This window comes from Pseudomonas azerbaijanorientalis, from assembly GCF_019139795.1.
Classification (GTDB): domain Bacteria; phylum Pseudomonadota; class Gammaproteobacteria; order Pseudomonadales; family Pseudomonadaceae; genus Aquipseudomonas; species Aquipseudomonas laurylsulfatiphila.
The window spans coordinates 670,934-693,014 of record NZ_CP077078.1; the positions used below are offsets into that span (position 1 = coordinate 670,934).

At 61.6% G+C, this 22,081-nt stretch carries 19 protein-coding genes and 1 riboswitch; of the genes, 13 read left to right on the forward strand and 6 right to left on the reverse strand.

The window, feature by feature from the left end:
- Positions 1-123: 123 nt before the first annotated feature.
- Both msbA and hldE read left to right on the forward strand, forming a co-directional pair.
- Positions 124-1,926 carry a lipid A export permease/ATP-binding protein MsbA gene (gene msbA / locus KSS91_RS02930; RefSeq protein WP_217837012.1) on the forward strand — a complete coding sequence of 601 codons (1,803 nt, stop codon included), beginning with the start codon at positions 124-126 and terminating at the stop codon, positions 1,924-1,926.
- A gap of 176 nt (positions 1,927-2,102) precedes the next feature.
- A complete protein-coding gene (gene hldE, locus KSS91_RS02935; protein WP_015093200.1) occupies positions 2,103-3,527 on the forward strand; it encodes a bifunctional D-glycero-beta-D-manno-heptose-7-phosphate kinase/D-glycero-beta-D-manno-heptose 1-phosphate adenylyltransferase HldE in 1,425 nt (474 codons plus the stop codon).
- Between the two features lie 164 nt (positions 3,528-3,691).
- Here the strand turns inward: hldE and KSS91_RS02940 are convergent, their stop codons facing one another.
- From KSS91_RS02940 to KSS91_RS02955, 4 genes are all read right to left on the reverse strand, one after another.
- Entirely contained in the window at positions 3,692-4,657 is a 966-nt protein-coding gene (locus KSS91_RS02940) for a metal ABC transporter ATPase (RefSeq protein WP_217837013.1), read from the reverse strand.
- Positions 4,658-4,689: 32 nt separating this feature from the next.
- The gene (locus KSS91_RS02945; RefSeq protein ID WP_217837014.1) at positions 4,690-5,502 is read right to left on the reverse strand and encodes an aldo/keto reductase; all 813 of its coding nucleotides are present in this window, start codon (positions 5,500-5,502) and stop codon (positions 4,690-4,692) included.
- Positions 5,499-6,674 (reverse strand): NAD(P)/FAD-dependent oxidoreductase, encoded by a 1,176-nt coding sequence (locus tag KSS91_RS02950; protein ID WP_217837015.1) that lies wholly within the window; start codon positions 6,672-6,674, stop codon positions 5,499-5,501. The genes KSS91_RS02945 and KSS91_RS02950 overlap by 4 nt, the downstream gene beginning before the upstream one ends.
- Before the next feature lie 201 nt (positions 6,675-6,875).
- Entirely contained in the window at positions 6,876-7,208 is a 333-nt protein-coding gene (locus KSS91_RS02955; protein ID WP_126048879.1) for a DMT family transporter, read from the reverse strand.
- 103 nt (positions 7,209-7,311) lie between these two features.
- Between KSS91_RS02955 and KSS91_RS02960 the strand changes: the two genes are divergently transcribed.
- Together KSS91_RS02960 and waaA are read left to right on the forward strand one after the other, a co-directional pair.
- Positions 7,312-8,214, forward strand: coding sequence for a LysR family transcriptional regulator (locus tag KSS91_RS02960; protein WP_193601750.1), 903 nt, complete (start codon positions 7,312-7,314; stop codon positions 8,212-8,214).
- A gap of 11 nt (positions 8,215-8,225) precedes the next feature.
- On the forward strand, positions 8,226-9,503 hold the full coding sequence (gene waaA, locus KSS91_RS02965; protein ID WP_217837016.1) for a lipid IV(A) 3-deoxy-D-manno-octulosonic acid transferase: 1,278 nt from the start codon (positions 8,226-8,228) through the stop codon (positions 9,501-9,503).
- A 133-nt stretch (positions 9,504-9,636) separates the two neighbouring features.
- Here waaA and KSS91_RS02970 read toward each other — a convergent pair whose 3' ends face one another.
- Entirely contained in the window at positions 9,637-11,076 is a 1,440-nt protein-coding gene (locus tag KSS91_RS02970; RefSeq protein WP_015093205.1) for a TolC family outer membrane protein, read from the reverse strand.
- A 205-nt stretch (positions 11,077-11,281) separates the two neighbouring features.
- Positions 11,282-11,387, forward strand: a riboswitch (TPP riboswitch).
- A gap of 150 nt (positions 11,388-11,537) precedes the next feature.
- Here KSS91_RS02970 and thiC point away from each other — a divergent pair.
- Together thiC and cytX are read left to right on the forward strand one after the other, a co-directional pair.
- Positions 11,538-13,427, forward strand: coding sequence for a phosphomethylpyrimidine synthase ThiC (gene thiC, locus KSS91_RS02975; RefSeq protein ID WP_015093206.1), 1,890 nt, complete (start codon positions 11,538-11,540; stop codon positions 13,425-13,427).
- A gap of 151 nt (positions 13,428-13,578) precedes the next feature.
- Positions 13,579-14,871 carry a putative hydroxymethylpyrimidine transporter CytX gene (gene cytX / locus KSS91_RS02980; protein WP_217837017.1) on the forward strand — a complete coding sequence of 431 codons (1,293 nt, stop codon included), beginning with the start codon at positions 13,579-13,581 and terminating at the stop codon, positions 14,869-14,871.
- Here the strand turns inward: cytX and KSS91_RS02985 are convergent.
- Complete coding sequence (locus KSS91_RS02985) at positions 14,840-15,586, reverse strand: RsiV family protein (RefSeq protein ID WP_217837018.1); 747 nt, start codon at positions 15,584-15,586, stop codon at positions 14,840-14,842. The genes cytX and KSS91_RS02985 overlap by 32 nt on opposite strands.
- A gap of 224 nt (positions 15,587-15,810) precedes the next feature.
- Between KSS91_RS02985 and KSS91_RS02990 the strand changes: the two genes are divergently transcribed.
- The 7 genes from KSS91_RS02990 (at position 15,811) to KSS91_RS03020 (ending at position 22,076) form a co-directional block, all read left to right on the forward strand.
- Positions 15,811-16,428 carry an NUDIX domain-containing protein gene (locus KSS91_RS02990; protein WP_015093209.1) on the forward strand — a complete coding sequence of 206 codons (618 nt, stop codon included), beginning with the start codon at positions 15,811-15,813 and terminating at the stop codon, positions 16,426-16,428.
- Positions 16,419-16,871, forward strand: coding sequence for a DUF1249 domain-containing protein (locus KSS91_RS02995; protein ID WP_007977461.1), 453 nt, complete (start codon positions 16,419-16,421; stop codon positions 16,869-16,871). The genes KSS91_RS02990 and KSS91_RS02995 overlap by 10 nt, the downstream gene beginning before the upstream one ends.
- Before the next feature lie 112 nt (positions 16,872-16,983).
- On the forward strand, positions 16,984-17,799 hold the full coding sequence (gene cpdA / locus KSS91_RS03000; protein WP_217837019.1) for a 3',5'-cyclic-AMP phosphodiesterase: 816 nt from the start codon (positions 16,984-16,986) through the stop codon (positions 17,797-17,799).
- A 203-nt stretch (positions 17,800-18,002) separates the two neighbouring features.
- The gene (locus KSS91_RS03005; RefSeq protein WP_126048889.1) at positions 18,003-18,611 is read left to right on the forward strand and encodes a YqiA/YcfP family alpha/beta fold hydrolase; all 609 of its coding nucleotides are present in this window, start codon (positions 18,003-18,005) and stop codon (positions 18,609-18,611) included.
- A 50-nt stretch (positions 18,612-18,661) separates the two neighbouring features.
- Positions 18,662-20,566 carry a DNA topoisomerase IV subunit B gene (gene parE / locus KSS91_RS03010; RefSeq protein WP_007977465.1) on the forward strand — a complete coding sequence of 635 codons (1,905 nt, stop codon included), beginning with the start codon at positions 18,662-18,664 and terminating at the stop codon, positions 20,564-20,566.
- Positions 20,566-21,555 carry an esterase-like activity of phytase family protein gene (locus KSS91_RS03015; RefSeq protein ID WP_217837020.1) on the forward strand — a complete coding sequence of 330 codons (990 nt, stop codon included), beginning with the start codon at positions 20,566-20,568 and terminating at the stop codon, positions 21,553-21,555. The genes parE and KSS91_RS03015 overlap by 1 nt, the downstream gene beginning before the upstream one ends.
- Positions 21,552-22,076 (forward strand): retropepsin-like aspartic protease family protein, encoded by a 525-nt coding sequence (locus KSS91_RS03020; protein ID WP_217837021.1) that lies wholly within the window; start codon positions 21,552-21,554, stop codon positions 22,074-22,076. The genes KSS91_RS03015 and KSS91_RS03020 overlap by 4 nt, the downstream gene beginning before the upstream one ends.
- Positions 22,077-22,081 lie beyond the last annotated feature (5 nt).

Below are 22,081 nucleotides of genomic sequence, written 5' to 3' on the forward strand. Positions count from 1 at the left end.
GTACCAAGGCAGGGACAGCGGGTGGCTATTTGACGCGCCACAATACACAGACTGTATGCGATTGCCAGAACCCTGGGGAAGCTGTGCTAAAGTCAGCGTCCTTTTCATCGACATTCGCGTGATATGACCGACTCCAGTCTCTGCGCAAGCCCATCGAGCTTGAAAATCTACTTCCGTCTGCTCGGCTATGTCCGGCCGTATATCAGCCTGTTCCTGATCAGCATCGTCGGTTTTCTGATTTTCGCTTCGACGCAGCCAATGCTGGGCTACATCCTCAAGTACTTCGTCGACGGTCTATCCAATCCTGAAGCGGCGCTGTTTCCAACCGTACCCTACCTGCGCGACCTGCAACTGCTGCAGGCGGTGCCATTGCTGATCATCCTGATCGCCGCATGGCAGGGGCTGGGGTCGTACCTGGGCAACTACTTCCTGGCCAAGGTTTCCCTGGGCCTGGTCCATGACTTGCGGGTCCAGCTGTTCAACAACCTGCTGGTGTTGCCGAACCGGTATTTCGACAAGCATAACTCGGGGCACCTGATTTCACGTATCACCTTCAACGTGACCATGGTCACGGGGGCGGCAACAGATGCGATCAAGGTCGTAATTCGTGAAGGCATGACGGTGGTCTTCCTGTTTGCCTCGCTGTTGTTCATGAACTGGCGCCTGACGCTGGTGATGGTCGCCATCCTGCCGCTGATTGCCCTCATGGTGCGCACGGCCAGCAAGAAATTCCGCAAGCAGAGCAAGAAAATCCAGCTGGCCATGGGAGACGTGACGCACGTGGCGTCCGAAACGATCCAGGGCTATCGCGTGGTGCGCAGCTTCGGCGGTGAAAAGTACGAAGAGAAACGCTTCTTCGACGCCAGCCAGGGCAATACCGACAAGCAATTGCGCATGACCCGCACCGGCGCCATCTATACGCCGCTGCTGCAACTGGTGATCTACACCGCCATGGCCGTGCTGATGTTCCTGGTGCTGTTCCTGCGTGGCGATGCGTCTGCCGGCGACATGGTGGCCTACATCACCCTGGCCGGCCTGCTGCCCAAGCCGATTCGCCAGCTGTCCGAAGTCAGCTCGACCATCCAGAAAGGTGTGGCCGGTGCCGAAAGTATCTTCGAGCAACTGGATGTCGAGCCTGAAGTCGATACCGGTACCGTCGAGCGTGATGTCGTCAGCGGTCGCCTGGAAGTGCGCAACCTCAGCTTTACCTACCCTGACACCGAGCGTCAGGTGCTCAATGACATCAGCTTCTCGGTCGAGCCCGGGCAAATGGTGGCGCTGGTGGGCCGTTCGGGCAGCGGCAAGTCGACCCTGGCCAACCTGATTCCGCGTTTCTATCACCACGACAAGGGCGAAATCCTCATCGACGGCGTCGAGGTGGAACAGTACAAGCTGTTGAACCTGCGTCGGCATATCGCCCAGGTGACTCAGCACGTGACCCTGTTCAGCGACACCGTGGCCAACAACATCGCCTATGGCGACCTGGCCGGCGCACCCCGTGAAGATATCGAAAAAGCGGCCAAAGATGCCTACGCGATGGACTTCATTGCTCAATTGCCCGAAGGCCTGGACACCCAGGTCGGGGAAAACGGCGTGTTGCTGTCCGGTGGCCAGCGTCAGCGCCTGGCGATTGCCCGGGCGCTGTTGAAGAATGCCCCGCTGCTGATTCTCGACGAGGCGACTTCGGCACTCGACACCGAGTCCGAGCGGCATATCCAGGCGGCCCTGGATCAGGTCATGAAAGGTCGCACCACGCTGGTGATCGCTCACCGCTTGTCGACCATCGAGAAGGCCGACCTGATCCTGGTCATGGATCAGGGGAAAATCGTCGAGCGCGGCACCCACGAGCAACTGCTGGCGCAAAACGGCTACTACTCACGCCTCAACGCGATGGGCCTCGACGCCCCGGCCGAAGACATCGCCTGACCCCGAAAGGGCGAGCCTGGCTCGCCCTTTCATACCGGTGCCGTCGCCTGACGGTATTTTTGCTCAAAAAATGAGCAAAAATGCCCGGCAACTCATCCCGTTGCAGCCACCGCACAAGCCGACGCCAACCCTGTGTTAATATCGCGCCCCTGTTCATTCTGTATGTGGGTTGCACCATGAAGTTGTCCATGCCGCGATTCGATCAAGCCCCTGTCTTGGTGGTCGGCGATGTCATGCTCGACCGTTACTGGCATGGTGGTACCTCACGGATTTCCCCTGAGGCGCCGGTGCCGGTGGTCAAGGTCGATCACATCGAGGACCGTCCGGGTGGCGCTGCCAACGTTGCCTTGAACATTGCCGCCCTGGGGGCGCCCGCCTCGCTGGTCGGTGTAACCGGCGACGATGAAGCCGCCAATAGCCTGGTCAACAGCCTCAAGGGCGCTGGCGTGCGCGCCATCTTCCAGCGCATTGCGCACCAGCCGACCATCGTCAAGCTGCGGGTCATGAGTCGTCACCAGCAACTGCTGCGTATCGACTTCGAAGAACCCTTCGCCACCGACGCGCTGGCGCTGGCCGCGCAGGTCGACGAGTTGCTCGAAGGCATCAAGGTGCTGGTGCTGTCCGACTACGGCAAAGGCGCATTGAAAAATCATCAGGCGCTGATCCAGGCCGCCCGGGCCCGCGGCATTCCGGTGCTTGCCGATCCCAAGGGCAAGGATTTTTCGATCTATCGTGGCGCCAGCCTGATCACGCCGAACCTCAACGAATTCGAAACCATCGTCGGTGGTTGCGCCGATGAACACGATCTGGTCAACAAGGGCGCGCAACTGATGCACGACCTGGACCTCGGTGCCTTGCTGGTGACCCGTGGCGAGCACGGCATGACCTTGCTGCGTCCGGATCATCCGGCGCTGCACCTGCCGGCCCGTGCCCGCGAAGTGTTCGACGTGACCGGTGCCGGCGATACAGTGATTTCCACCCTGGCAGCGGCGATTGCCGCCGGTGAAGAACTGCCTCACGCCGTGGCCCTGGCCAACCTGGCGGCCGGTATCGTGGTCGGCAAGCTCGGTACGGCGGCCATCAGTGCGCCGGAACTGCGTCGTGCGATCCAGCGCGCTGAGGGTTCCGAGCGCGGTGTGCTGGGTCTTGAGCAGCTGTTGCTGGCGGTCGATGATGCCCGCGCGCACAACGAGCGGATCGTGTTCACCAACGGTTGCTTCGACATCCTGCATGCCGGTCACGTGACCTATCTGGAGCAGGCTCGGGCCCAGGGCGATCGCCTGATCGTCGCGATCAACGACGATGCATCGGTCAGCCGCCTGAAAGGGCCGGGCCGTCCGATCAACAGTGTCGACCGGCGCATGGCGGTGCTGGCCGGCCTGGGCGCGGTGGACTGGGTCATCAGTTTCCCGGAAGGCACCCCGGAAAACCTGCTGAGCGCGATCAAGCCGGACGTGCTGGTCAAGGGGGGCGACTACGGGATCGACCAGGTGGTCGGCGCGGACATCGTGACCGCCTACGGCGGTACCGTGAAAGTGCTGGGGCTGGTGGAAAACAGCTCGACCACGGCGATTGTCGAGAAGATCCGCAAGTCTGAATAAGGCTCGGGCTTGCTGTGGCGAGGGGGCTTGCCCCCGTTGGGTCGCGAAGCGGCCCTAAAATCTGCAACTGCGGGGTATCAGGTACACCGCATGCACTGGTTCTACGACTGCTTCGCAGTCGAACGGGGGCAAGCCCCCTCGCCACAAAAGCCCGCCAGTCTTTTCTATCGTGCAGCCTTGCGCGGCACGATTTTCTTCAGCAGCAGCTTTGCCTTCCCACGCAACCGCGCCAAACCAGAATCCTTCCCCGGCGGGGTCAAACCCTGCTGCCTCACCCAGTCCTTCCAGCGAATTCGTTCATCGCGCACCAGCCAGCCTTCCTGTCGGGCAAAACTCTCGGCCAGGTACAGGCCGCGCGTGCTGGCCGGGTGCAGCTGATCCTTTTTCAGGGTGTAGAGCTCAGCCATCGGGTGGCCGTCCTGCAAGGGCATCAAATACAGGTCGGGGCGCTTGCGGTCGAGACGGGCGACGAGTTGATCGCCTTCCAGCCTTTCATCGACATGGAACAGACTCAGGGACTTGGCTTCCTTGGGAACGTCCAGGCGCAGGTCGTAAATCAGTTGCAGCGACGCCGTCGGCAAATGCACGTAAGCCCGCGGACGCTCCATCAGCGTCAGGTTGGCGCAACGCACCGGCCGCGCCGAGCCGGACAGTGGCGACAAGCGAAACGGCAGGGCTTCGCGGTAATGCAGGGCGGCCGAGTAGGGCGCCGGCAGCCAGGTGTCATTGAATCGGCCACCGAGCCAGCCCTCCGGGGTTTCCAGCAGGCATTCTTCGGCAATCTCCTGGATCGCCGTGTGCAGGGGGAGGTTCAGTTCGTGGGCTGGCACGTAGCCGGAGATCAGCTTGAGCACTACGTCGCCACGGTCCTGCCGACGCTGACGCACCAGCACCCAGTAGTCGCGATTCTGCCAATGCAGGGTCAGGCGCACCGAGACCCCGAGATTGGCCAGTTCCAGGGCAAATCGTTCGCTGTCGCCGACCGTGACTGGCCGACGACGTTGCAGGGTCTGGGAGAAATTCAGTGGCCTGCCGACGCTCTGGTAACTCAGGCCTTCAGGAGTCGCTTCGACGAATAACGGCAGGGTCTTGAAGTTGCTCGGGTTCTTTCTGATGAGCGTGCGCGACATGTCGGCTCCTGCTTAAGGCCGCGTGGGCGGCGTCAGTGGCTACGTAGGACCTGGGCAACGGTCGCGACATTGTGGGCGAGGTGCAGCGGATTGATGGTCCCGACAATAGCACTGGCAACACCCGGATGTTCAAACAGCAACTCGAAACTGGCGCGCACCGGGTCCACGCCCGGACTCAGGCATACGTGACCGCTGGCGAGGGCTTTCTTGACCAGAATGGCTTTGCCGTGTGCAGCAGCATAGTCAATGACGGCCTTCTCGTTTTGTTCGTTCAGATTGTAGGTGACCATCGCGCAGTCGCCTTGCTCCAGCGCCTTCAATCCGCCTTCGACGGTCTTGCCGGAAAACCCGAAGCCGCCAATCTTGCCTTCGGCCTTGAGTTCGGCGAGGGTTTCGTAGACTTCGCAGTCATTGAGGATCGCCAGGTCGTTGCCATCGGAGTGCACCAGCACCAGGTCGATGAAGTCCGTTTCCAGGCGTTGCAGGCTGCGCTCTACGGACATGCGCGTGTGTGCCGCGCTGAAGTCGTGACGTGACTGGCCGTCGGCAAATTCTTCACCCACCTTGCTGACAATCACCCAATCCTGGCGCTGACCGCGCAGCAATGGGCCGAGGCGTTCTTCGCTGCGGCCATAGGCCGGGGCCGTGTCGATCAGGTTGATGCCCAGGTCGCGGGCGAGCTTGAGCAGCATGCGCGCTTCATCGTCATTGGGAATCCGGAAGCCGCTGGGGTATTTCACGCCTTGGTCGCGGCCCAGTTTCACCGTACCCAGGCCCAAGGGTGAAACCAGCAGGCCGCTGCTGCCCAGCGGGCGATGCAAGTCATGCAGGGTCGGTTGGCTCATGGCAGCAGTTGCTCCCAGGCCGGTACGCCCATCGGTGGCTTCGGCAGTTCAGGCAGCGCTGCCGGGTGGCCTGGCTGGATACCGTCGCGGGTCAGGCTGGCGATGACCCGGTCAGCGAAGTCCGGCGCCAGGGCGAGTTTGGTTGGCCAGCCCACCAGCAGCCGGCCTTCTTCTGCGAGAAACGCATTGTCGGGGCGGGTCAGGCCCGATTGCAGAGGTTCGGCGCGATCCACGCGCAGGGTGGCCCATTGCACTGTGCTCAGGTCGATCCACGGCAGCAACTGGCCGAGTTCTTTCTGTGCGGTGGCGATTTGTTCCGCAGGCTCACGGAGCACGCCTTCGCTTTCGGCGATGTCGCCACCCATGTACCAGACCCATTGACCGTCGGCGGCCGGGTGGGTGGTGACGGTAATGCGCGGTTTGGTGCCGCCGCCCAGACAGTGGGCGTACAGCGGTTTGAGGCTTGGCCCCTTGGCGATGATCATGTGCAGCGGTCGACGCTGCATCGCCGGCTCGCTGAGGCCCAATGCTTCGAGCAGTTGCGCCGTGCCTGCGCCGGCGCTCAAGACGATGCGCTGGGCGCGGATCTCGCGCTCATCGACGATCAGGCCGACCAGCTTGCCACCTTCCAGCAGCGGTTCGATTTTCTGCCCGGCGAGCAAGCCGTCACCGGCGAGGTCGGCGAGGCGCTGGATCAGGCTCGGCACATCGATCACCAGTTCCGCCAGGCGATAGACCTTGCCCTTGAAGCGCTTGTCTTGCAGCGCAGGCGGCAACTGGTCGCCCTTGACCTGATCGACGCGACCGCGCACGGCCTTGCTGGCGAAGAAACTGGTCAGGTTGCCGGCGAGGGTGCCAGGGGACCACAGGTAATGGGCTTCGGAGAGCAGGCGCACACCAGACAGGTCCAGTTCACCCTCACCGGCCAAGGCTGCACGCCAGCGGCGCGGCATATCGGCGATGGCTTCCGAAGCGCCGGTCAGGGCACCGTGCAATGCATACTTGGCACCACCGTGGATAATGCCCTGGGACTTCACGGTCTGCCCGCCGCCGAGGCTGGCGCTTTCCACCAGCACGGTCGAAAAACCCTGGCGGCGCAGGCGCGCGTTCAGCCAGAGGCCGGCGACACCAGCGCCGACAATCAGAATGTCGGTGGAAATAACGGATGGCATGCAGCGACCTCTGTGTTCAAGACGAGGGCGCAGTATACAGACTCGAAGATTGGAGGGGCTGACGCCAGTACTCTCGAGCCAACGAGTAACCCTGTGGGAGCGAGCTTGCTCGCGATAGCGGTGGGTCAGTCAACATTGATGTTGAATTCCATGCCGTCATCGCGAGCAAGCTCGCTCCCACAGGGGGTCGCGTTTCGAGTTCTAATGCCCTGCAGTTTTGGAGAAGAGCTGGATGACCACAACCCCCAGCACAATCAACGCCATCCCCAGCATCGCCGGCACGTCCAGCTTCTGCCCGTAGATAAACAGCGCCGCGACGCTGACCATCACGATCCCCATGCCGGCCCACACGGCATACGCCACACCCACGGGAACGCTGCGCACCACCAGGGTCAGCATCCAGAAGGCAATGCCGTAGCCGACGATGACCAGCACCAGTGGCAGCGGGGTGCTGAGGCCCTTGACGGCTTTCATCGAAACAGTGGCAATCACTTCGGCGCAGATGGCAATGGCCAGGTAGTAGTAAGCGGTCATGGGTCAATCCTCGTGTGAAGTGTTGCTCTCTGAGGTCGGCATTCTAGTGATTCGCCAGATGCGGTAAAGTCATTACCTATCTGTTTTGAAGATGGGTTGAGCCATGAGCATGCAATGGAATCTGGAGCAGTTGCGGTTGTTTGTCAGCGTAGCGGAGCAGCGATCGTTTTCTGCCGTGGCGCGGGATCAGCGCAAGGCGCAGTCGGCGGTCAGCAGTTCGATAGCGTTGCTGGAGGAAGACCTCGGCGTCAGCCTGTTCGACCGCAGCAGCGGCCGTCAGCCGAAGCTCACTGAAGCCGGTACCGCGTTGCTGGACGAAGCACGGGAAGTGTTGCGTCAGTGTGAACGACTCAATGGCCGGGCATTGGCGATGATGCGCGGCCAGGAGGCACGACTGCGCGTGGCGCAGGATGAAGCGATGCCTTATCAGCCGATCATCGAAAGCTTCGAGGCCCTGGCGGAAAAATTCCCCAGCCTTGAAGTGCAACTGACCAGCGCCGCCCAAGGCGATGTCGCGCGCAAGCTGGTGGAGCGGCGCGCCGATCTGGGGTTGCTGTTCTTTCACGATCAGATTCCCGAGGCGCTTGAGCGTCGTGTGCTGGGCAGCGTGGAAATGGTCACGGTGTGCGGCAAGGACCATCCGTTGGCGGGCAAAGGCACGGTGGACGGCCAGCAGTTGGCGCAGCATCGGCAGTTGCTGATGTCCACGGAGTCGAGCATTTATCCCGGCAGTGATCCCGCCAGTCCGCAAGTCTGGCGCGCCGACAGTTTCTATGTGATGGCCGAATGGCTGGTGCGTGGCCTCGGCTGGGCGTGGTTGCCGCGCCACGTGGTGCAATACCCGACTTATCAGAACCAGATGGTCGAACTGGTCAGCGAATGGACCCCGCCAGCGCTGGTGGTGGAGCTGGTATGGCGCCGGGACGAGCCGCTTGGTCCGGCCGCGCGCTGGCTCGCCGAACGTTTTGCCGTGCACTTGCAGACGATTGGCGAAAAAAGCCGATAAACTCCGCCGCCATGAATAGAACTTTCTACACCGCGCTGTTTTATCTGGGGCTGCCACTGGTAGCGATTCGGCTTTGGCTGCGCGCGCGCAAGGCGCCGGCGTATGCCAGGCGCATCGGCGAGCGCTTCTCCTACGGGATGCCGGCGATGAAACCGGGCGGCATCTGGGTGCATGCCGTGTCGGTGGGCGAAAGCATTGCTGCCGCGCCGATGATCCGCGCCTTGCTGGCGCGTTACCCGAATCTGCCGATCACCGTAACCTGCATGACGCCGACCGGTTCGGAACGTATCCTGGCCCTGTTTGCCAATGAGCCGCGCGTCCAGCACTGCTATCTGCCTTACGATTTGCCGTGCGCCGCCCGGCGCTTCCTCGATCGGGTCCGGCCGAAACTGGCGGTGATCATGGAAACCGAGCTGTGGCCCAACCATATCCATCAATGTGCCAAACGCGGGATTCCCGTGGCGCTGGCCAATGCACGACTGTCCGAGCGTTCGGCCAGGGGCTATGGCCGCTTCCGTAAGCTGACCCAGCCGATGCTGGCCGAGATGAGCCTGTTCGCGGTGCAGACCGAGGCCGAAGCCCAGCGCTTGCGTGATCTGGGCGCGCGGCCGGAAACCGTCGAGGTCACCGGTTCGATCAAGTTCGACCTGACCATCGACCCGCAGCTGCTCGAGCGCGCCAGTCAGCTGCGCGGGCAATGGCAGGCGCTGGAGCGACCGGTGTGGATCGCAGCCAGTACCCATGACGGCGAAGACGAAGTCGTGCTGGCGGCTCATCGTCAGTTGCTGGTCAGTCACCCCGATGCGTTGCTGATTCTGGTACCGCGTCATCCGGAACGCTTCAATTCGGTGTACGGGCTGTGCCAGCAACAAGGGTTTGCCACCGTCCGGCGCTCCAGTGGCGACGCGGTCTGTGCCGATACTTCAGTGTTGCTGGGCGACACCATGGGCGAGTTGCTGTTTCTCTACGCCCTGGCTGACAGCGCTTTCGTCGGCGGCAGCCTGGTGCCGAACGGCGGGCATAATCTGCTGGAGCCGGCAGCCCTCGCCAAACCGGTGCTGAGCGGGCCGCATCTTTTCAACTTCCTCGAAATCGCTGCGCAGTTGCGCAGTGCCGGGGCGTTGCAGGAGGTGGAAGATGCCGAAGGGCTGGCGGTGGCGGTGCAGCGGCTGTTCGAACTGCCGCGTGATGCACAGCGCATGGCAGAGGCCGGGTTGAGGGTGATGCGCGCCAACCAGGGGGCGTTGCAGCGCTTGCTGGATGGATTGGGGCGGTTGATCGAGCGGTAGACCGCGCTGCCTTCATTCGCGAGCAAGTCGAATCGTCGCACCGCCGCTCCCACATTGGGCTACTGTCGTACACAAAACCTGTGCTCGCAGAAGATCCAATGTGGGAGCGGGCTTGCTCGCGAAGCTTTTGCTTTTACTGCTCCGGTCGCGCTTTCAACTGTTCCTCTGCCGCCTTGGCCAGATCCGGTGGCAGGAAATCCTTGTCCGGGTTGTAGTTGGGATTGAGCCAGCGTGCCAGGTTTTGCAGGTCCCCCGGATTCAACGTGCCGGCCTGTTGCTTCAGGCGCAGGTTGTCGAGGATGTAGTCGTAGCGGGTGTTGTTGTAGTCGCGCACCGAGTTGTAGAGCGAGCGCTGCGCATCCAGCACGTCGACGATGTTTCGCGTCCCCACCTGATAGCCGATTTCAGTCGCTTCCACCGCACTCTGGTTGGAGATGATCGATTGCTTGCGCGCCTGTACCTGCTCGACATCGGTGTTCACCGCGCGGTGCAGGTCGCGGGTGTTTTCCACGATGCTGCGGCGCAGCGCTTCGCGTTGCTGCTCGGTCTGGTCCAGTTGTGCATACGACTGGCGCACCTGGGAGTTGATCAGGCCACCGCTGTAGATCGGGATGTTCAGTTGCAGGCCGACAGTGGTTTGATCGACGTCGCCACCGTACGCCTGGGGCAGGTTGTTCGGGTTGCTGAAGCCCAGTGCATCGTTGTCGCCTTTCTCGTACTTGGCGATCGCGTCAACCGTTGGCAAGTGCCCGGACTTGCGTTGCTTGAGGGTTTGCTCGGCGGCGCTGACGGCATAGTTGCTGGCCAACAGATTGAGGTTCTGCCTGCCCGCGGTTTCGACCCAGGCCTTGGCGTCGTTCGGTACTGGCGGCAGGATCGGCAGGTTATGGCTGATGCCCCAGATCGAGTTGTACTGACGGTTGGTCAGGGTGATCAATGCTTCAAAGGCGTCGTCCACCTGACGCTGCGCAACGATGCGGTTGGCGCGTGCGGTGTCGTAGCTGGCCTGCGAGTTCAATACGTCGGTCTTGTCCGAGAGGCCGACATCGAAACGCTCGTTGGATTGATCGAGCTGGCGTTTGAACGCCGCTTCTTCGGCCTTGGTCGAGGCCAGGTTGTCCTGGGTGCGCAGCACGTTGAAATAGCTGTCGGCGGTTTGCAGGATCAGGTTCTGCTCGGTCGCCGAGAGTTGCAGGGCGGCCTGTTCGTTGACTTCCTTGGCGGCCTGGAACTGGAACCAGCGGTCTGCCCGGAACAGCGGCTGCGCCAAAGTGGCCTGGTAGGAATGGGCATCGCGGTTGGACGTGCCCGAAGGTTGATCGAGGGACGTACGCACCTCGGAAACATTCGCGCCACCGGAGAGGTTCGGCAGCAGTCCGGCGCGGGCCTGGGGCACGACTTCCTTCTGCGCGCCGTATTGGGCGATGGCCGCCGCCAGATCGGCGTTGTTGTTGACGGCTTCCTGATAAACGCTGACGAGGTCGTTCTTGTTCGATAAGGGCGCATCTGCTGCCCAGGCCAATCCGTTGGACGCACAAGACACGGCAAGGGCCAGTGAGAGTTTGCGCAGCATAGACGATCCCTAGAATTGATATTACAAAGGTAATTTGAGCGCCAAGGCTAAGGCTCTGCTTCGACAGCGTCAATGCGCGGCTCAGCGTAGCGAGTGTAGTTGCGCATTGGGGGGGCAACAATCCTGATACTGCGTGTTATTACGCCATTCATCATGGTATTTGCCGGAGGGTTGGCGTTCTCTGCCAGTTGTGTCTAGACTGGCCGGGTTCTTGTCGGGGTGCCTTGCTATGAGGCTGAGATCGAATAATTTCGGATCCCGTTGAACCTGATCAGGTTAGCGCCTGCGTAGGGAACAAGATTTCTCGTCACCCGGCGAGTCCTCTTGTGCTTCGTCCGGGAAATTGTTCGACAATCAAACGCTCCCCGTGTGACGACGCACAGCACCAGTCCTGGTGCGTCCGTGCCTTTCAGGTTCTGCTCCGACAATCCACTGCCTGGATGCTGTCTGGAGAGCCCGTGATGACCATAAAAGCAAAAAACGCGATCAACCTCAGTGAGTCGGCCAAGGTCGATGAGCAGTCGGTTCAACCCTTTACCCGTTCGCAAAAAATCTACGTCCAGGGCTCTCGCCCGGACATCCGCGTGCCGATGCGCGAAATCACCCTGGACGTGACGCCGACTGACTTCGGCGGCGAAATCAACGCCCCGGTGACTGTCTACGATACCTCGGGTCCCTACACCGATCCCAACGTGGTGATTGACGTGCGTAAAGGCCTGGGTGACGTGCGTTCGGCGTGGATCGACGACCGTGGTGACACCGAGCGCCTGAGTGGCCTGAGCTCGAACTTCGGTCAGGAGCGCCTTGCCGATCCAGAGCTGACCAAACTGCGCTTTGCCCACGTGAACAACCCGCGCCGCGCCAAGGCCGGGGCCAACGTCAGCCAGATGCACTACGCGCGCAAAGGCATCATCACCGCCGAGATGGAATACGTCGCCATCCGCGAAAACATGAAGCTGCAAGAGGCCCGCGCCGCCGGCCTGTTGAAGCAACAGCACGCCGGCCACAGTTTCGGCGCGAGCATCCCGAAAGAAATCACCCCTGAATTCGTCCGCGAAGAGATCGCCCGCGGTCGCGCGATCATCCCGGCCAACATCAACCACACCGAACTGGAACCGATGATCATCGGCCGTAACTTCCTGGTGAAGATCAACGGCAACATCGGCAACAGCGCCCTGGGTTCGTCCATCGAAGAAGAAGTGGCGAAACTGACCTGGGGCATTCGCTGGGGGTCGGACACGGTCATGGACCTGTCCACCGGCAAGCACATCCACGAAACCCGTGAGTGGATCATCCGCAACTCACCGGTGCCGATCGGTACGGTGCCGATCTACCAGGCGCTGGAGAAGGTCAACGGCGTGGCCGAAGACCTGACCTGGGAGCTGTTCCGCGACACGCTGATCGAACAGGCCGAGCAGGGTGTCGACTACTTCACTATCCACGCCGGTGTGTTGCTGCGCTACGTACCGATGACCGCCAAGCGCGTGACCGGCATCGTGTCCCGTGGCGGCTCGATCATGGCCAAGTGGTGCCTGGCGCACCACAAAGAGAACTTCCTCTACACCCATTTCGACGAAATCTGCGAAATCATGAAGGCCTACGACGTCAGCTTTTCGCTGGGCGACGGCCTGCGTCCGGGTTCGATTGCCGACGCCAACGACGAAGCGCAGTTCGGCGAACTGGAAACCCTCGGCGAGCTGACCAAGATTGCCTGGAAACACGACGTGCAGTGCATGATCGAAGGTCCGGGGCACGTGCCGATGCAGTTGATCAAGGAGAACATGGACAAGCAGCTGGAGTGCTGCGACGAGGCGCCGTTCTACACCCTCGGTCCGCTGACCACCGACATCGCGCCGGGCTACGACCACATCACCTCGGGCATCGGCGCGGCGATGATCGGCTGGTTCGGTTGCGCCATGCTCTGCTACGTGACGCCGAAGGAGCACCTGGGCCTGCCGAACAAGGATGACGTGAAGACCGGGATCATCACCTACAAGATCGCCGCGCACGCCGCCGATCTGGCGAAGGGGCATCCGGGCGCACAGATCCGCGACAATGCCTTGAGCAAGGCGCGTTTCGAGTTCCGCTGGGAAGACCAGTTCAACCTGGGCCTCGATCCGGACACCGCGCGTTCGTATCACGACGAAACCCTGCCGAAGGATTCGGCCAAGGTCGCGCACTTCTGCTCGATGTGCGGGCCGAAGTTCTGCTCGATGAAAATCACCCAGGAAGTCCGCGAGTATGCGGCCAACCAACGGATCGAAGCGGTCGACGTGGACGTCGCCCAAGGCATGGCCGAACAGGCTGAGCGCTTCAAGCAGGAAGGCAGTCAGTTGTACAAGAAGGTTTGATCTGACCTGAATAAGGTGGGGCCTGAAAGGGCCTCATCGCGGGCAAGCCCGCTCCCACAGGGATTTGTGCAAGACGCAGATCCAGTGTGGGAGCGGGCTTGCCCGCGAAAGCGATCAACACAACAACAAATGTCCCTCTGAGATAACACCCTTGAGCATTCAACCCAGCACTTATTCACCCGACATCGTGGTGCCGACCGACAAGCGTGTGTTCGGCGGTCGCGATCTGTTTTCCCTGTGGTTCTCCCTCGGCATCGGCCTGATGGTGTTGCAGACCGGTGCATTGCTCGCGCCGGGCCTGGGCCTGTCGGGTTCGTTGCTGGCGATTTTCCTCGGCACCCTGGTCGGCGTTCTGCTGCTGGCGGCGGTCGGGGTGATTGGCAGTGACACCGGCCTGTCGTCGATGGCCGCCCTCAAGCTCAGCCTCGGTGCCAAAGGCGCGAGCCTGCCGGCGGTGCTGAACCTGCTGCAGCTGATCGGCTGGGGTTCGTTCGAAATCATTGTCATGCGCGATGCCGCCAGCCTGTTGGGCGCGAAGGCCTTCAACGAAGGCAGCCTGCTGTCGAATCCGCTGCTCTGGACCCTGTTCTTCGGCGCCCTGGCGACCCTGTTGGCGGTCAGCGGCCCGTTGACCTTCGTCCGGCAGATCCTGCGCAAGTGGGGTATCTGGCTGCTGCTGGCCGCGTGCATCTGGCTGACCTGGAACCTGTTCGCCAAGGCTGACCTGGCCGCGCTGTGGGCCAAGGCCGGTGACGGTTCGATGCCGTTTGCCGTGGGGTTCGACATCGCCATTGCCATGCCGCTCTCCTGGCTGCCGCTGATTGCCGACTACTCGCGTTTCGGCAAGCGTGCGAAAAGCGTCTTTGGTGGCACGGCCATCGGATTCTTTATCGGTAACTTCTGGCTGATGAGCCTGGGCGTGGCCTACACCCTGGCATTCGCGCCGAGCGGTGAAGTCAATGCCTTGCTGTTGGCGCTGGCCGGCGCCGGCCTGGGGATTCCGCTGCTGCTGATCCTGCTGGACGAGTCGGAAAAAGCCTTCGCCGATATTCACTCGGCGGCCGTTTCCAGCGGGATTCTGTTGCGCTTGAAGGTCGAGCATCTGGCGCTTGCCATCGGTGTAATCTGCACCCTGATCGCCTTCCTGGCGCCAGTGGCCCAGTACCAGAACTTCCTGCTGCTGATCGGATCGGTGTTTGCGCCGTTGTTCGGCGTGGTGCTGGTGGACCACTTCATCCTGCGCAAGCGCAGTGGCCAGGTGGCTTCAACCGCTTTGCGCTGGCCGGCGCTGCTCGCCTGGCTGGGCGGGGTCAGCACCTACCATCTGCTGGCCAATCTGTATCCGGATGTGGGTGCCACCCTGCCGGCGCTGGTCCTGGCAGGGTTGCTGCAGCTGGTGCTGGGCCGGGCTTTCAGTTACGGCCGGGAAACAGCTCGGGTTTGATGATGCCGTTCAGGCGAGGGTAGGGGATCTTCAGTTCGACATGGCCCAACGCGTAAGGCGCAATGGTGCTGGTTTCGTACTTGAGGATCACCCCGCCGTAGGTCAGCGCCACGTTCTGGGTTTTCTGGAACGGCCAGCTCTTGACGAACTCCGGCTCCTGATCGAGCTTGGTGCTGATCAGCCAGCTGTTGTGCGCCACTTGCGCGGCTTTCCAGAATGCTTCTTCCTGCCCCGGCACCAACATGTCGGACAACGTCAGCACTTTATGCTGCTGGCGCGAGTAGTTGATGAAACCTCTCCCCGGCGTGCCATGGGCGCCGCCGGTGTCCAGGTAGCTGGACAATTCGATGATCACCAAGCCGTCATGCTGCTCACGTACCTTGGCCTGCAGATAGCTGCTGTTGCGCGGGCCGGCGGTGCGCAAAAACTCTTCGCGATAGGCCGCCAGGGTCGGTGCCACCGGCGCGTCGGGCGTGGTGCGGGTCATTTGCAGCAGGCGCTTTTCGATGATGCCGTCCAGTGCAGGCTCGTCCGGAAAGTGCAGGGTGTCGATGTTGACCAGCGGGCATTCCGGGTTGCTGCAACCGGGCTTGAGTTGCTCGGAAGCGTCGCGGGTGGTTTCCAGCGGCGTCCGGTAGTTGGGCTGGAACAGGCTCGCGCAAGCGCCCAGGGTCAGGGCGATGGCGGCCACGGAGGCGATTTTGAAAAGCGACATGGGCGTCCTTTCTGAAACAGGGGAAGGCAAAAAGTTACCGGCTTCGACTCTCAACAAAGCAATCAGTTCGCCACTAAGCTAATTAGAGAGGGTTTCGCCTTCACCGTCCATCCCGCTGACGGGAAAGGGGCTGCATCAAACATCACGGGCGCGTTAGGATGGCGCGAAGTCGAGGCCCAGGAAAAAAGGAACCTCGAACAGGATTCGCAGTAACGAGGATTGTCATGACGGATTTTGCCAACGCCATTCCGACCGCCGTTGATATCGTGCGGCGCGAAAAATGCTACGAGGGTTTCTACAAACTCGAACGCGTGCACTTGCGCCACGAATTGTTCGCCGGGGGCATGAGCCGTGAGATCAATCGTGAAGTGTTCGTGCGCCATGATGCGGTCTGCATGCTGCCTTACGATCCGCAGCGCGATGAAGTGGTGCTGATCGAGCAGTTTCGCGTCGGCGCCATGGGCAAGACCGACAACCCGTGGCTGATCGAACTGGTCGCTGGTCTGATCGACAAGGATGAAGTGCCGGAAGCAGTTGCTCACCGCGAAGCGCAGGAGGAAGCTGGGCTGGAAATCGGGGCGCTCTGGCCGATGCTCAAATATTTTCCATCGCCGGGCGGCAGTAACGAGTTCGTGCATTTGTACCTGGGGCGTTGTGACACTACCGGGGTTGGCGGCCTGCATGGGCTGGAGGAAGAGGCAGAAGACATCCGCGTCACGGTCTGGGCTTTCGAAGATGCCCTGCAAGCCGTGCGCGACGGGCGTATTGCCAACGCGGCGAGCATCATTGCCTTGCAATGGCTGGCTTTGAACCGCGTTGAAGTGAGGGGGTTATGGTCGTAAACAAGCTGCGCGATCGCTATCGGGTAGATCTGGTGGGGCTGCAAGCGTCCTGCGAGGCGAACTACGCGCGCCTGATGCGACTGCTGCCGGACATGCGCAGCGAGCCTGCCGCGCGACGCATCGCCGTGACCCATGGCGACCAGATGCTCGGCGTGCTGGCCCTGGAGGTATTGCTGACCTGTCCTTACACCACGACCCTGCAAGTGCGCCAGGAACACAGCCTGCCGTGGCTGCCGGTGCCGCAACTGGAAGTGCAGGTCTATCACGATGCACGCATGGCCGAAGTGGTCAGCGCCGAACATGCACGACGCTTTCGCGGCATCTATCCTTACCCGAACGCCTCGATGCACCAGCCGGACGAAAAGGCCCAGCTGAACATGTTTCTGGGCGAATGGCTGAGCCATTGCCTGGCGCTGGGGCATGAGTACGAAGTAGTACGTTAACTGCGAAGCGCAGTTGTGAACTGTGTCAGGTTCACGGATTTCCCCTTTCGATCGTCCCCCAGCATAATTGCGGCACTTACCCATCCCCGTGAAAACGCCCTGGGAGAACGCCTTGCCGAGCGTATCCACATTGACCACCGCCGATCCGGCGTTGCTGGTGCAACTCTCCGACAGCCATCTGTTTGCCGAAGCGGACGGTACGCTGCTGGGCATGAACACCCGCGATAGCCTGCAAAAGGTCATCGAACTGGTGCGCGCGCAACAGCCGCAGATCGATTTGATCCTGGCCACGGGTGATCTGTCCCAGGATGGGACGCTGGCGTCCTACCGGCAATTTCGCGAGATGACGAGCCAGTTGGATGCGCCGGCGCGCTGGATTCCCGGCAATCACGATGAGCCGCAGATCATGGCCGAGGCGGCGGTGCAGAGCGCTTTGCTCGAACCGGTGGTGGATATCGGCAACTGGCGGGTCACGATGCTCGATTCGGCGGTGCCGGGCTCGGTGCCGGGGTATTTGCAGGATGAACAGCTGCAGTTGCTCGCGCGTTCATTGAGCGAAGCACCGGAACGCCATCATCTGGTGTGCTTCCACCATCACCCGGTGCCCATCGGTTGTGCCTGGATGGAACCGATTGGCTTGCGCAATCCCGAGGCGCTGTTTGCCGTGCTGGACCGTTTCGAACAGGTGCGCGCGGTTTTGTGGGGGCATGTGCACCAGGAAATCGATCAGATGCGCAACGGCGTACGTTTGATCGCCTCACCCTCGACCTGCATCCAGTTCGAGCCGGGCAGCGAGGATTTCAAGGTCGGGGAACAGGCACCGGGCTATCGCTGGTTGCGACTGCTGCCCGATGGGGGGCTTGAAACCGGGGTAGAGCGGGTCACCGGGTTCGATTTCACTGTGGATTACGGTTCCAGCGGCTACTGATTTTTCATTTTTCTGGAAAACCGGGGCGCGGCCTTCGCGAGCAAGCCCGCTCCCACATTGGATCTGCGTCATTCACAAATCCCCTGTGGGAGCGAGCTTGCTCGCGATGACGTCTTCAAAGACACCTCGAATTTCGCGGATATCCCCGATTCCCCAGAGTCCCTGTAAACTCCGCCTCTTTAGCCGACGCACAGGGAACTCAAATGTCCGGTTCGATCCTTTATATCCACGGCTTCAACAGCTCGCCGTTGTCGAAGAAGGCCTGCCAGTTGGTCGAGGTGATGGAGCGTCTGGGCCTGAGCGAACAGTTGCGCGTTCCGGCATTGCACCACCACCCGCGCCAGGCTATCGAGCAGCTGGAGCAGGCGATCGCCGAACTGGGACGGCCACTGCTGGTCGGCAGCTCCCTCGGCGGCTACTATGCCACTCACCTGGCCGAGCGCCATGGCTTGAAAGCCCTGTTGATCAACCCTGCCGTCAGCCCGCACCGGATGTTCGACGGCTATCTGGGGACGCAGAAAAACCTGTATACCGAAGAGGCCTGGGAATTGACCCACGACCACGTGACGGCCCTGGCCGAACTGGAAGTGCCGGCACCCCGGGATCCGCAGCGTTATCAGGTATGGTTGCAGACAGCTGACGAAACGTTGGACTATCGTCTCGCCCAGCAGTATTACCGGGCATGCGCCTTGCGTATCCAGGCCGGTGGCGACCACAGTTTCCAGGGTTTTGCCGCGCGATTGCCGGCCATGTTGAGTTTTGCCGGCATCGGCGCCGATTTGTATCAGGCAATCGATTTCACCGCATTGTGAGCGATAGCCCCATGAATTCTTTTTTCACCGAACACTGACGACGAGACCCCATGGCCACTCCCAGCGCTAGCTCTTATAACGCCGACGCCATCGAAGTCCTCTCGGGCCTCGACCCGGTGCGCAAACGCCCCGGCATGTACACCGACACCAGTCGGCCGAACCACCTTGCCCAGGAAGTCATCGACAACAGCGTCGACGAAGCCCTGGCCGGGCATGCCTCATCGGTACAGGTGATCCTGCATGCCGACCATTCGCTGGAAGTCAGCGATGACGGCCGTGGCATGCCGGTGGACATTCACCCCGAGGAAGGTGTTTCGGGCGTCGAGTTGATCCTCACCAAGCTTCATGCCGGTGGCAAGTTTTCCAACAAGAACTACCAGTTCTCCGGCGGTTTGCACGGGGTGGGTATTTCCGTGGTCAACGCCTTGTCCACCGAAGTGCGGGTGCGGGTCAAGCGTGACGGCAACGAGTACCAGATGACCTTCAAGGATGGCTACAAGGCCACCGAACTGGAGATCGTTGGCACTGTTGGCAAACGCAACACCGGCACCAGTGTGTTCTTCGCACCGGATCCGAAATACTTCGACTCCCCGAAATTCTCCATCAGCCGCCTCAAGCACGTGCTCAAGGCCAAGGCCGTGTTGTGCCCGGGGCTGCTGGTCAGCTTTGAAGACAAGGCCACCGGCGAGAAAGTCGAATGGCATTACGAAGACGGCCTGCGTTCCTACCTGGTGGATGCGGTCAGCGAATTCGAGCGCCTGCCGGACGAGCCGTTCTGCGGCAGCCTGGCCGGTAATAAGGAAGCGGTGGATTGGGCGCTGCTGTGGCTGCCAGAAGGTGGCGACGCGGTACAGGAAAGCTACGTCAACCTGATCCCGACTGCCCAGGGCGGTACCCACGTCAACGGTTTGCGCCAAGGCCTGCTCGACGCCATGCGCGAGTTCTGCGAATTCCGCAGCCTGTTGCCGCGCGGCGTGAAGCTGGCGCCGGAAGACGTCTGGGAGCGCATTGCCTTCGTACTGTCGATGAAAATGCAGGAGCCGCAGTTCTCCGGCCAGACCAAGGAGCGCCTGTCGTCCCGTGAAGCGGCGGCGTTTGTTTCCGGTGTGGTCAAGGATGCGTTCAGCCTGTGGCTCAACGCCCACCCGGAAACCGGCATGCTGCTGGCGGAACTGGCGATCAACAACGCCGGCCGTCGCCTCAAGGCCAGCAAGAAGGTCGAGCGCAAACGCATTACCCAAGGCCCGGCGCTGCCGGGCAAGCTGGCCGACTGTGCCGGGCAGGACCCGATGCGTTCCGAGCTGTTCCTGGTGGAAGGTGATTCCGCCGGCGGCTCGGCCAAGCAGGCGCGGGACAAAGAATTCCAGGCGATCCTGCCGTTGCGCGGCAAGATCCTCAACACCTGGGAAGTCGACGGCAGCGAAGTGCTGGCTAGCCAGGAGGTGCACAACATCGCCGTGGCGATCGGTGTCGATCCGGGTGCGGCCGACATGAGCCAACTGCGCTACGGCAAGATCTGCATCCTCGCCGACGCCGACTCCGACGGTCTGCACATCGCGACCTTGCTGTGCGCCTTGTTCGTCCAGCACTTCCGCCCGCTGGTGGATGCCGGTCACGTCTACGTGGCCATGCCGCCGCTGTACCGCATCGACCTGGGCAAGGAAATCTACTACGCCCTGGATGAAGCCGAACGCGACGGCATCCTCGATCGTCTGGTAGCCGAGAAGAAACGCGGCAAACCACAGGTCACCCGATTCAAGGGGCTGGGTGAAATGAACCCGCCGCAGCTGCGTGAAACCACCATGGACCCGAACACTCGGCGTCTGGTGCAACTGACGCTGGAAGATTTCGAGGCTACCTCGGAAATGATGGACATGCTGCTGGCGAAGAAACGCGCCGGTGACCGCAAGACCTGGCTGGAGTCCAAGGGCAACCTGGCCGAGGTGCTGGGCTGATGCGTCTGGGCTTTGCCCTGGCCTGTGCGTTGCTGCTGACGTCGATTACGGTATCTGCCGAGCCGGCGCCACAGCTGCGCGTGTTGTCCGGGCATGTCATCGATGGCATGCCCGGTGGCAACCTGTCCGGGCTGGCGCAGTGCGGCAATGACTTGTGGGCAGTTTCCGACCGCGACGATGATCAGATCTACCGCCTCGATACCCGCGAATCCGTGTGGCAGGCACAAACGGTGCACATTGATGTACCACCGGTGCCTGACAGCGGTTTGCCCTGGGGGCTGAAGTCTCGTGTCTGGGGGGCTTCGTTCGTGCGTGGCGGCGATCTGGACTTCGAAGGCATCACTTGCGACAGCGCCGGCAATCGCTACATCGTCAGCGAAGGCCATGCCGCTGTCTTGCAAGTGCCGCCAACGGGGCCTGCTACCTGGCTGAAAATTTCGCCGATGATGGTTCGCGAGGCGCGGGCCAGAGGTTTGCTGTTGCAATTCAATGCGCTGTTCGAAGGGCTGGCGGTCAATCCGGCGGGCGATCAGATGTGGCTCGCCGCCGAGCGTAAAGGCCGCGGACTGCTGATGATCAAACGCAAGCAGACGTTGTGGGATTGCGACGGTGGCTGCGTGCTGCTGAGCGAGGCGGGCATGGAAATGCAACCCGAGCAGTTTCCCCGCGCCAGAGCTGTCTCGCGGGATTTCTCTGACCTGTCGCTGTTCAACGGCAAGCTGTTCACCCTTGAACGCAACGCCTATCAGATTTGTCGCCGGGACCCGCAGACGGCCAGGGTCGAGCGCTGCTGGTCGTACGCCGCCGAGTTGTTGCAGGAAAACCGTCGTTATCCACAGGACTACGGGTTGGAAGAAGCGTTGATCGTGGATGCTGATGGCGCGTGGATCGGTGTCGACAATAACTTCGGTGCGCGCGCCGATGGTGAAGTGCGTCCGGTGGTCTGGCGCTTCGCGGTACCGGACGGTGGCTGGAGTGCCAGGCTGTGAGGCAGCAAACGCCGGGGCAGCGCATCGGCCGGGTGTTTATGGTGCTGGCCTGGTGCGCAGCGCTGTTTCTGGCCACAAGGTTTTTCGCCCAGTGGGAAGCTCGGCAGCAAAATCCAAACGTGGTGGTCAGCTCGGAGCAGGGCGAAGGTTTCATCGAGGTGAAACTGGTCAGCAATGTGCAGGGGCATTTCGTTGCCAGCGGCCAGATCAATGGCCAGCCGGTGGACTTCATGCTTGATACCGGGGCGACCGATGTGTCGATTCCGGCGGACCTGGCCAGGCGTTTGAAGCTCGAAGAAGGATTCGGCGTGACCCTGAGCACGGCCAATGGCCTGAGCCAGGGCTATCGCACCCGTATTGAACGCCTGCAACTGGGCGACATCGTGCTGCTGGATGTGCGCGCACTGGTGGCCCCGGGGCTGCATGGCGATCAGGTGTTGCTCGGCATGAGCGCACTGAACAAACTTGAATTTACCCAGCGCGGTGGCACCATGCTGCTGCGCCAGACAACGAACCGATGAGGCCC

What these genes read in the sequence shown, in the direction of transcription:
- msbA (WP_217837012.1), top strand. Translation starts at nt 124, where the DNA reads ATGACCGACTCCAGTCTCTGCGCAAGCCCATCGAGCTTGAAAATCTAC.
- hldE (WP_015093200.1), top strand. Translation starts at nt 2,103, where the DNA reads ATGAAGTTGTCCATGCCGCGATTCGATCAAGCCCCTGTCTTGGTGGTC.
- KSS91_RS02940 (WP_217837013.1), bottom strand. Translation starts at nt 4,657, where the DNA reads ATGTCGCGCACGCTCATCAGAAAGAACCCGAGCAACTTCAAGACCCTG.
- KSS91_RS02945 (WP_217837014.1), bottom strand. Translation starts at nt 5,502, where the DNA reads ATGAGCCAACCGACCCTGCATGACTTGCATCGCCCGCTGGGCAGCAGC.
- KSS91_RS02950 (WP_217837015.1), bottom strand. Translation starts at nt 6,674, where the DNA reads ATGCCATCCGTTATTTCCACCGACATTCTGATTGTCGGCGCTGGTGTC.
- KSS91_RS02955 (WP_126048879.1), bottom strand. Translation starts at nt 7,208, where the DNA reads ATGACCGCTTACTACTACCTGGCCATTGCCATCTGCGCCGAAGTGATT.
- KSS91_RS02960 (WP_193601750.1), top strand. Translation starts at nt 7,312, where the DNA reads ATGAGCATGCAATGGAATCTGGAGCAGTTGCGGTTGTTTGTCAGCGTA.
- waaA (WP_217837016.1), top strand. Translation starts at nt 8,226, where the DNA reads ATGAATAGAACTTTCTACACCGCGCTGTTTTATCTGGGGCTGCCACTG.
- KSS91_RS02970 (WP_015093205.1), bottom strand. Translation starts at nt 11,076, where the DNA reads ATGCTGCGCAAACTCTCACTGGCCCTTGCCGTGTCTTGTGCGTCCAAC.
- thiC (WP_015093206.1), top strand. Translation starts at nt 11,538, where the DNA reads ATGACCATAAAAGCAAAAAACGCGATCAACCTCAGTGAGTCGGCCAAG.
- KSS91_RS02985 (WP_217837018.1), bottom strand. Translation starts at nt 15,586, where the DNA reads ATGTCGCTTTTCAAAATCGCCTCCGTGGCCGCCATCGCCCTGACCCTG.
- KSS91_RS02990 (WP_015093209.1), top strand. Translation starts at nt 15,811, where the DNA reads ATGACGGATTTTGCCAACGCCATTCCGACCGCCGTTGATATCGTGCGG.
- KSS91_RS02995 (WP_007977461.1), top strand. Translation starts at nt 16,419, where the DNA reads ATGGTCGTAAACAAGCTGCGCGATCGCTATCGGGTAGATCTGGTGGGG.
- KSS91_RS03005 (WP_126048889.1), top strand. Translation starts at nt 18,003, where the DNA reads ATGTCCGGTTCGATCCTTTATATCCACGGCTTCAACAGCTCGCCGTTG.
- parE (WP_007977465.1), top strand. Translation starts at nt 18,662, where the DNA reads ATGGCCACTCCCAGCGCTAGCTCTTATAACGCCGACGCCATCGAAGTC.
- KSS91_RS03015 (WP_217837020.1), top strand. Translation starts at nt 20,566, where the DNA reads ATGCGTCTGGGCTTTGCCCTGGCCTGTGCGTTGCTGCTGACGTCGATT.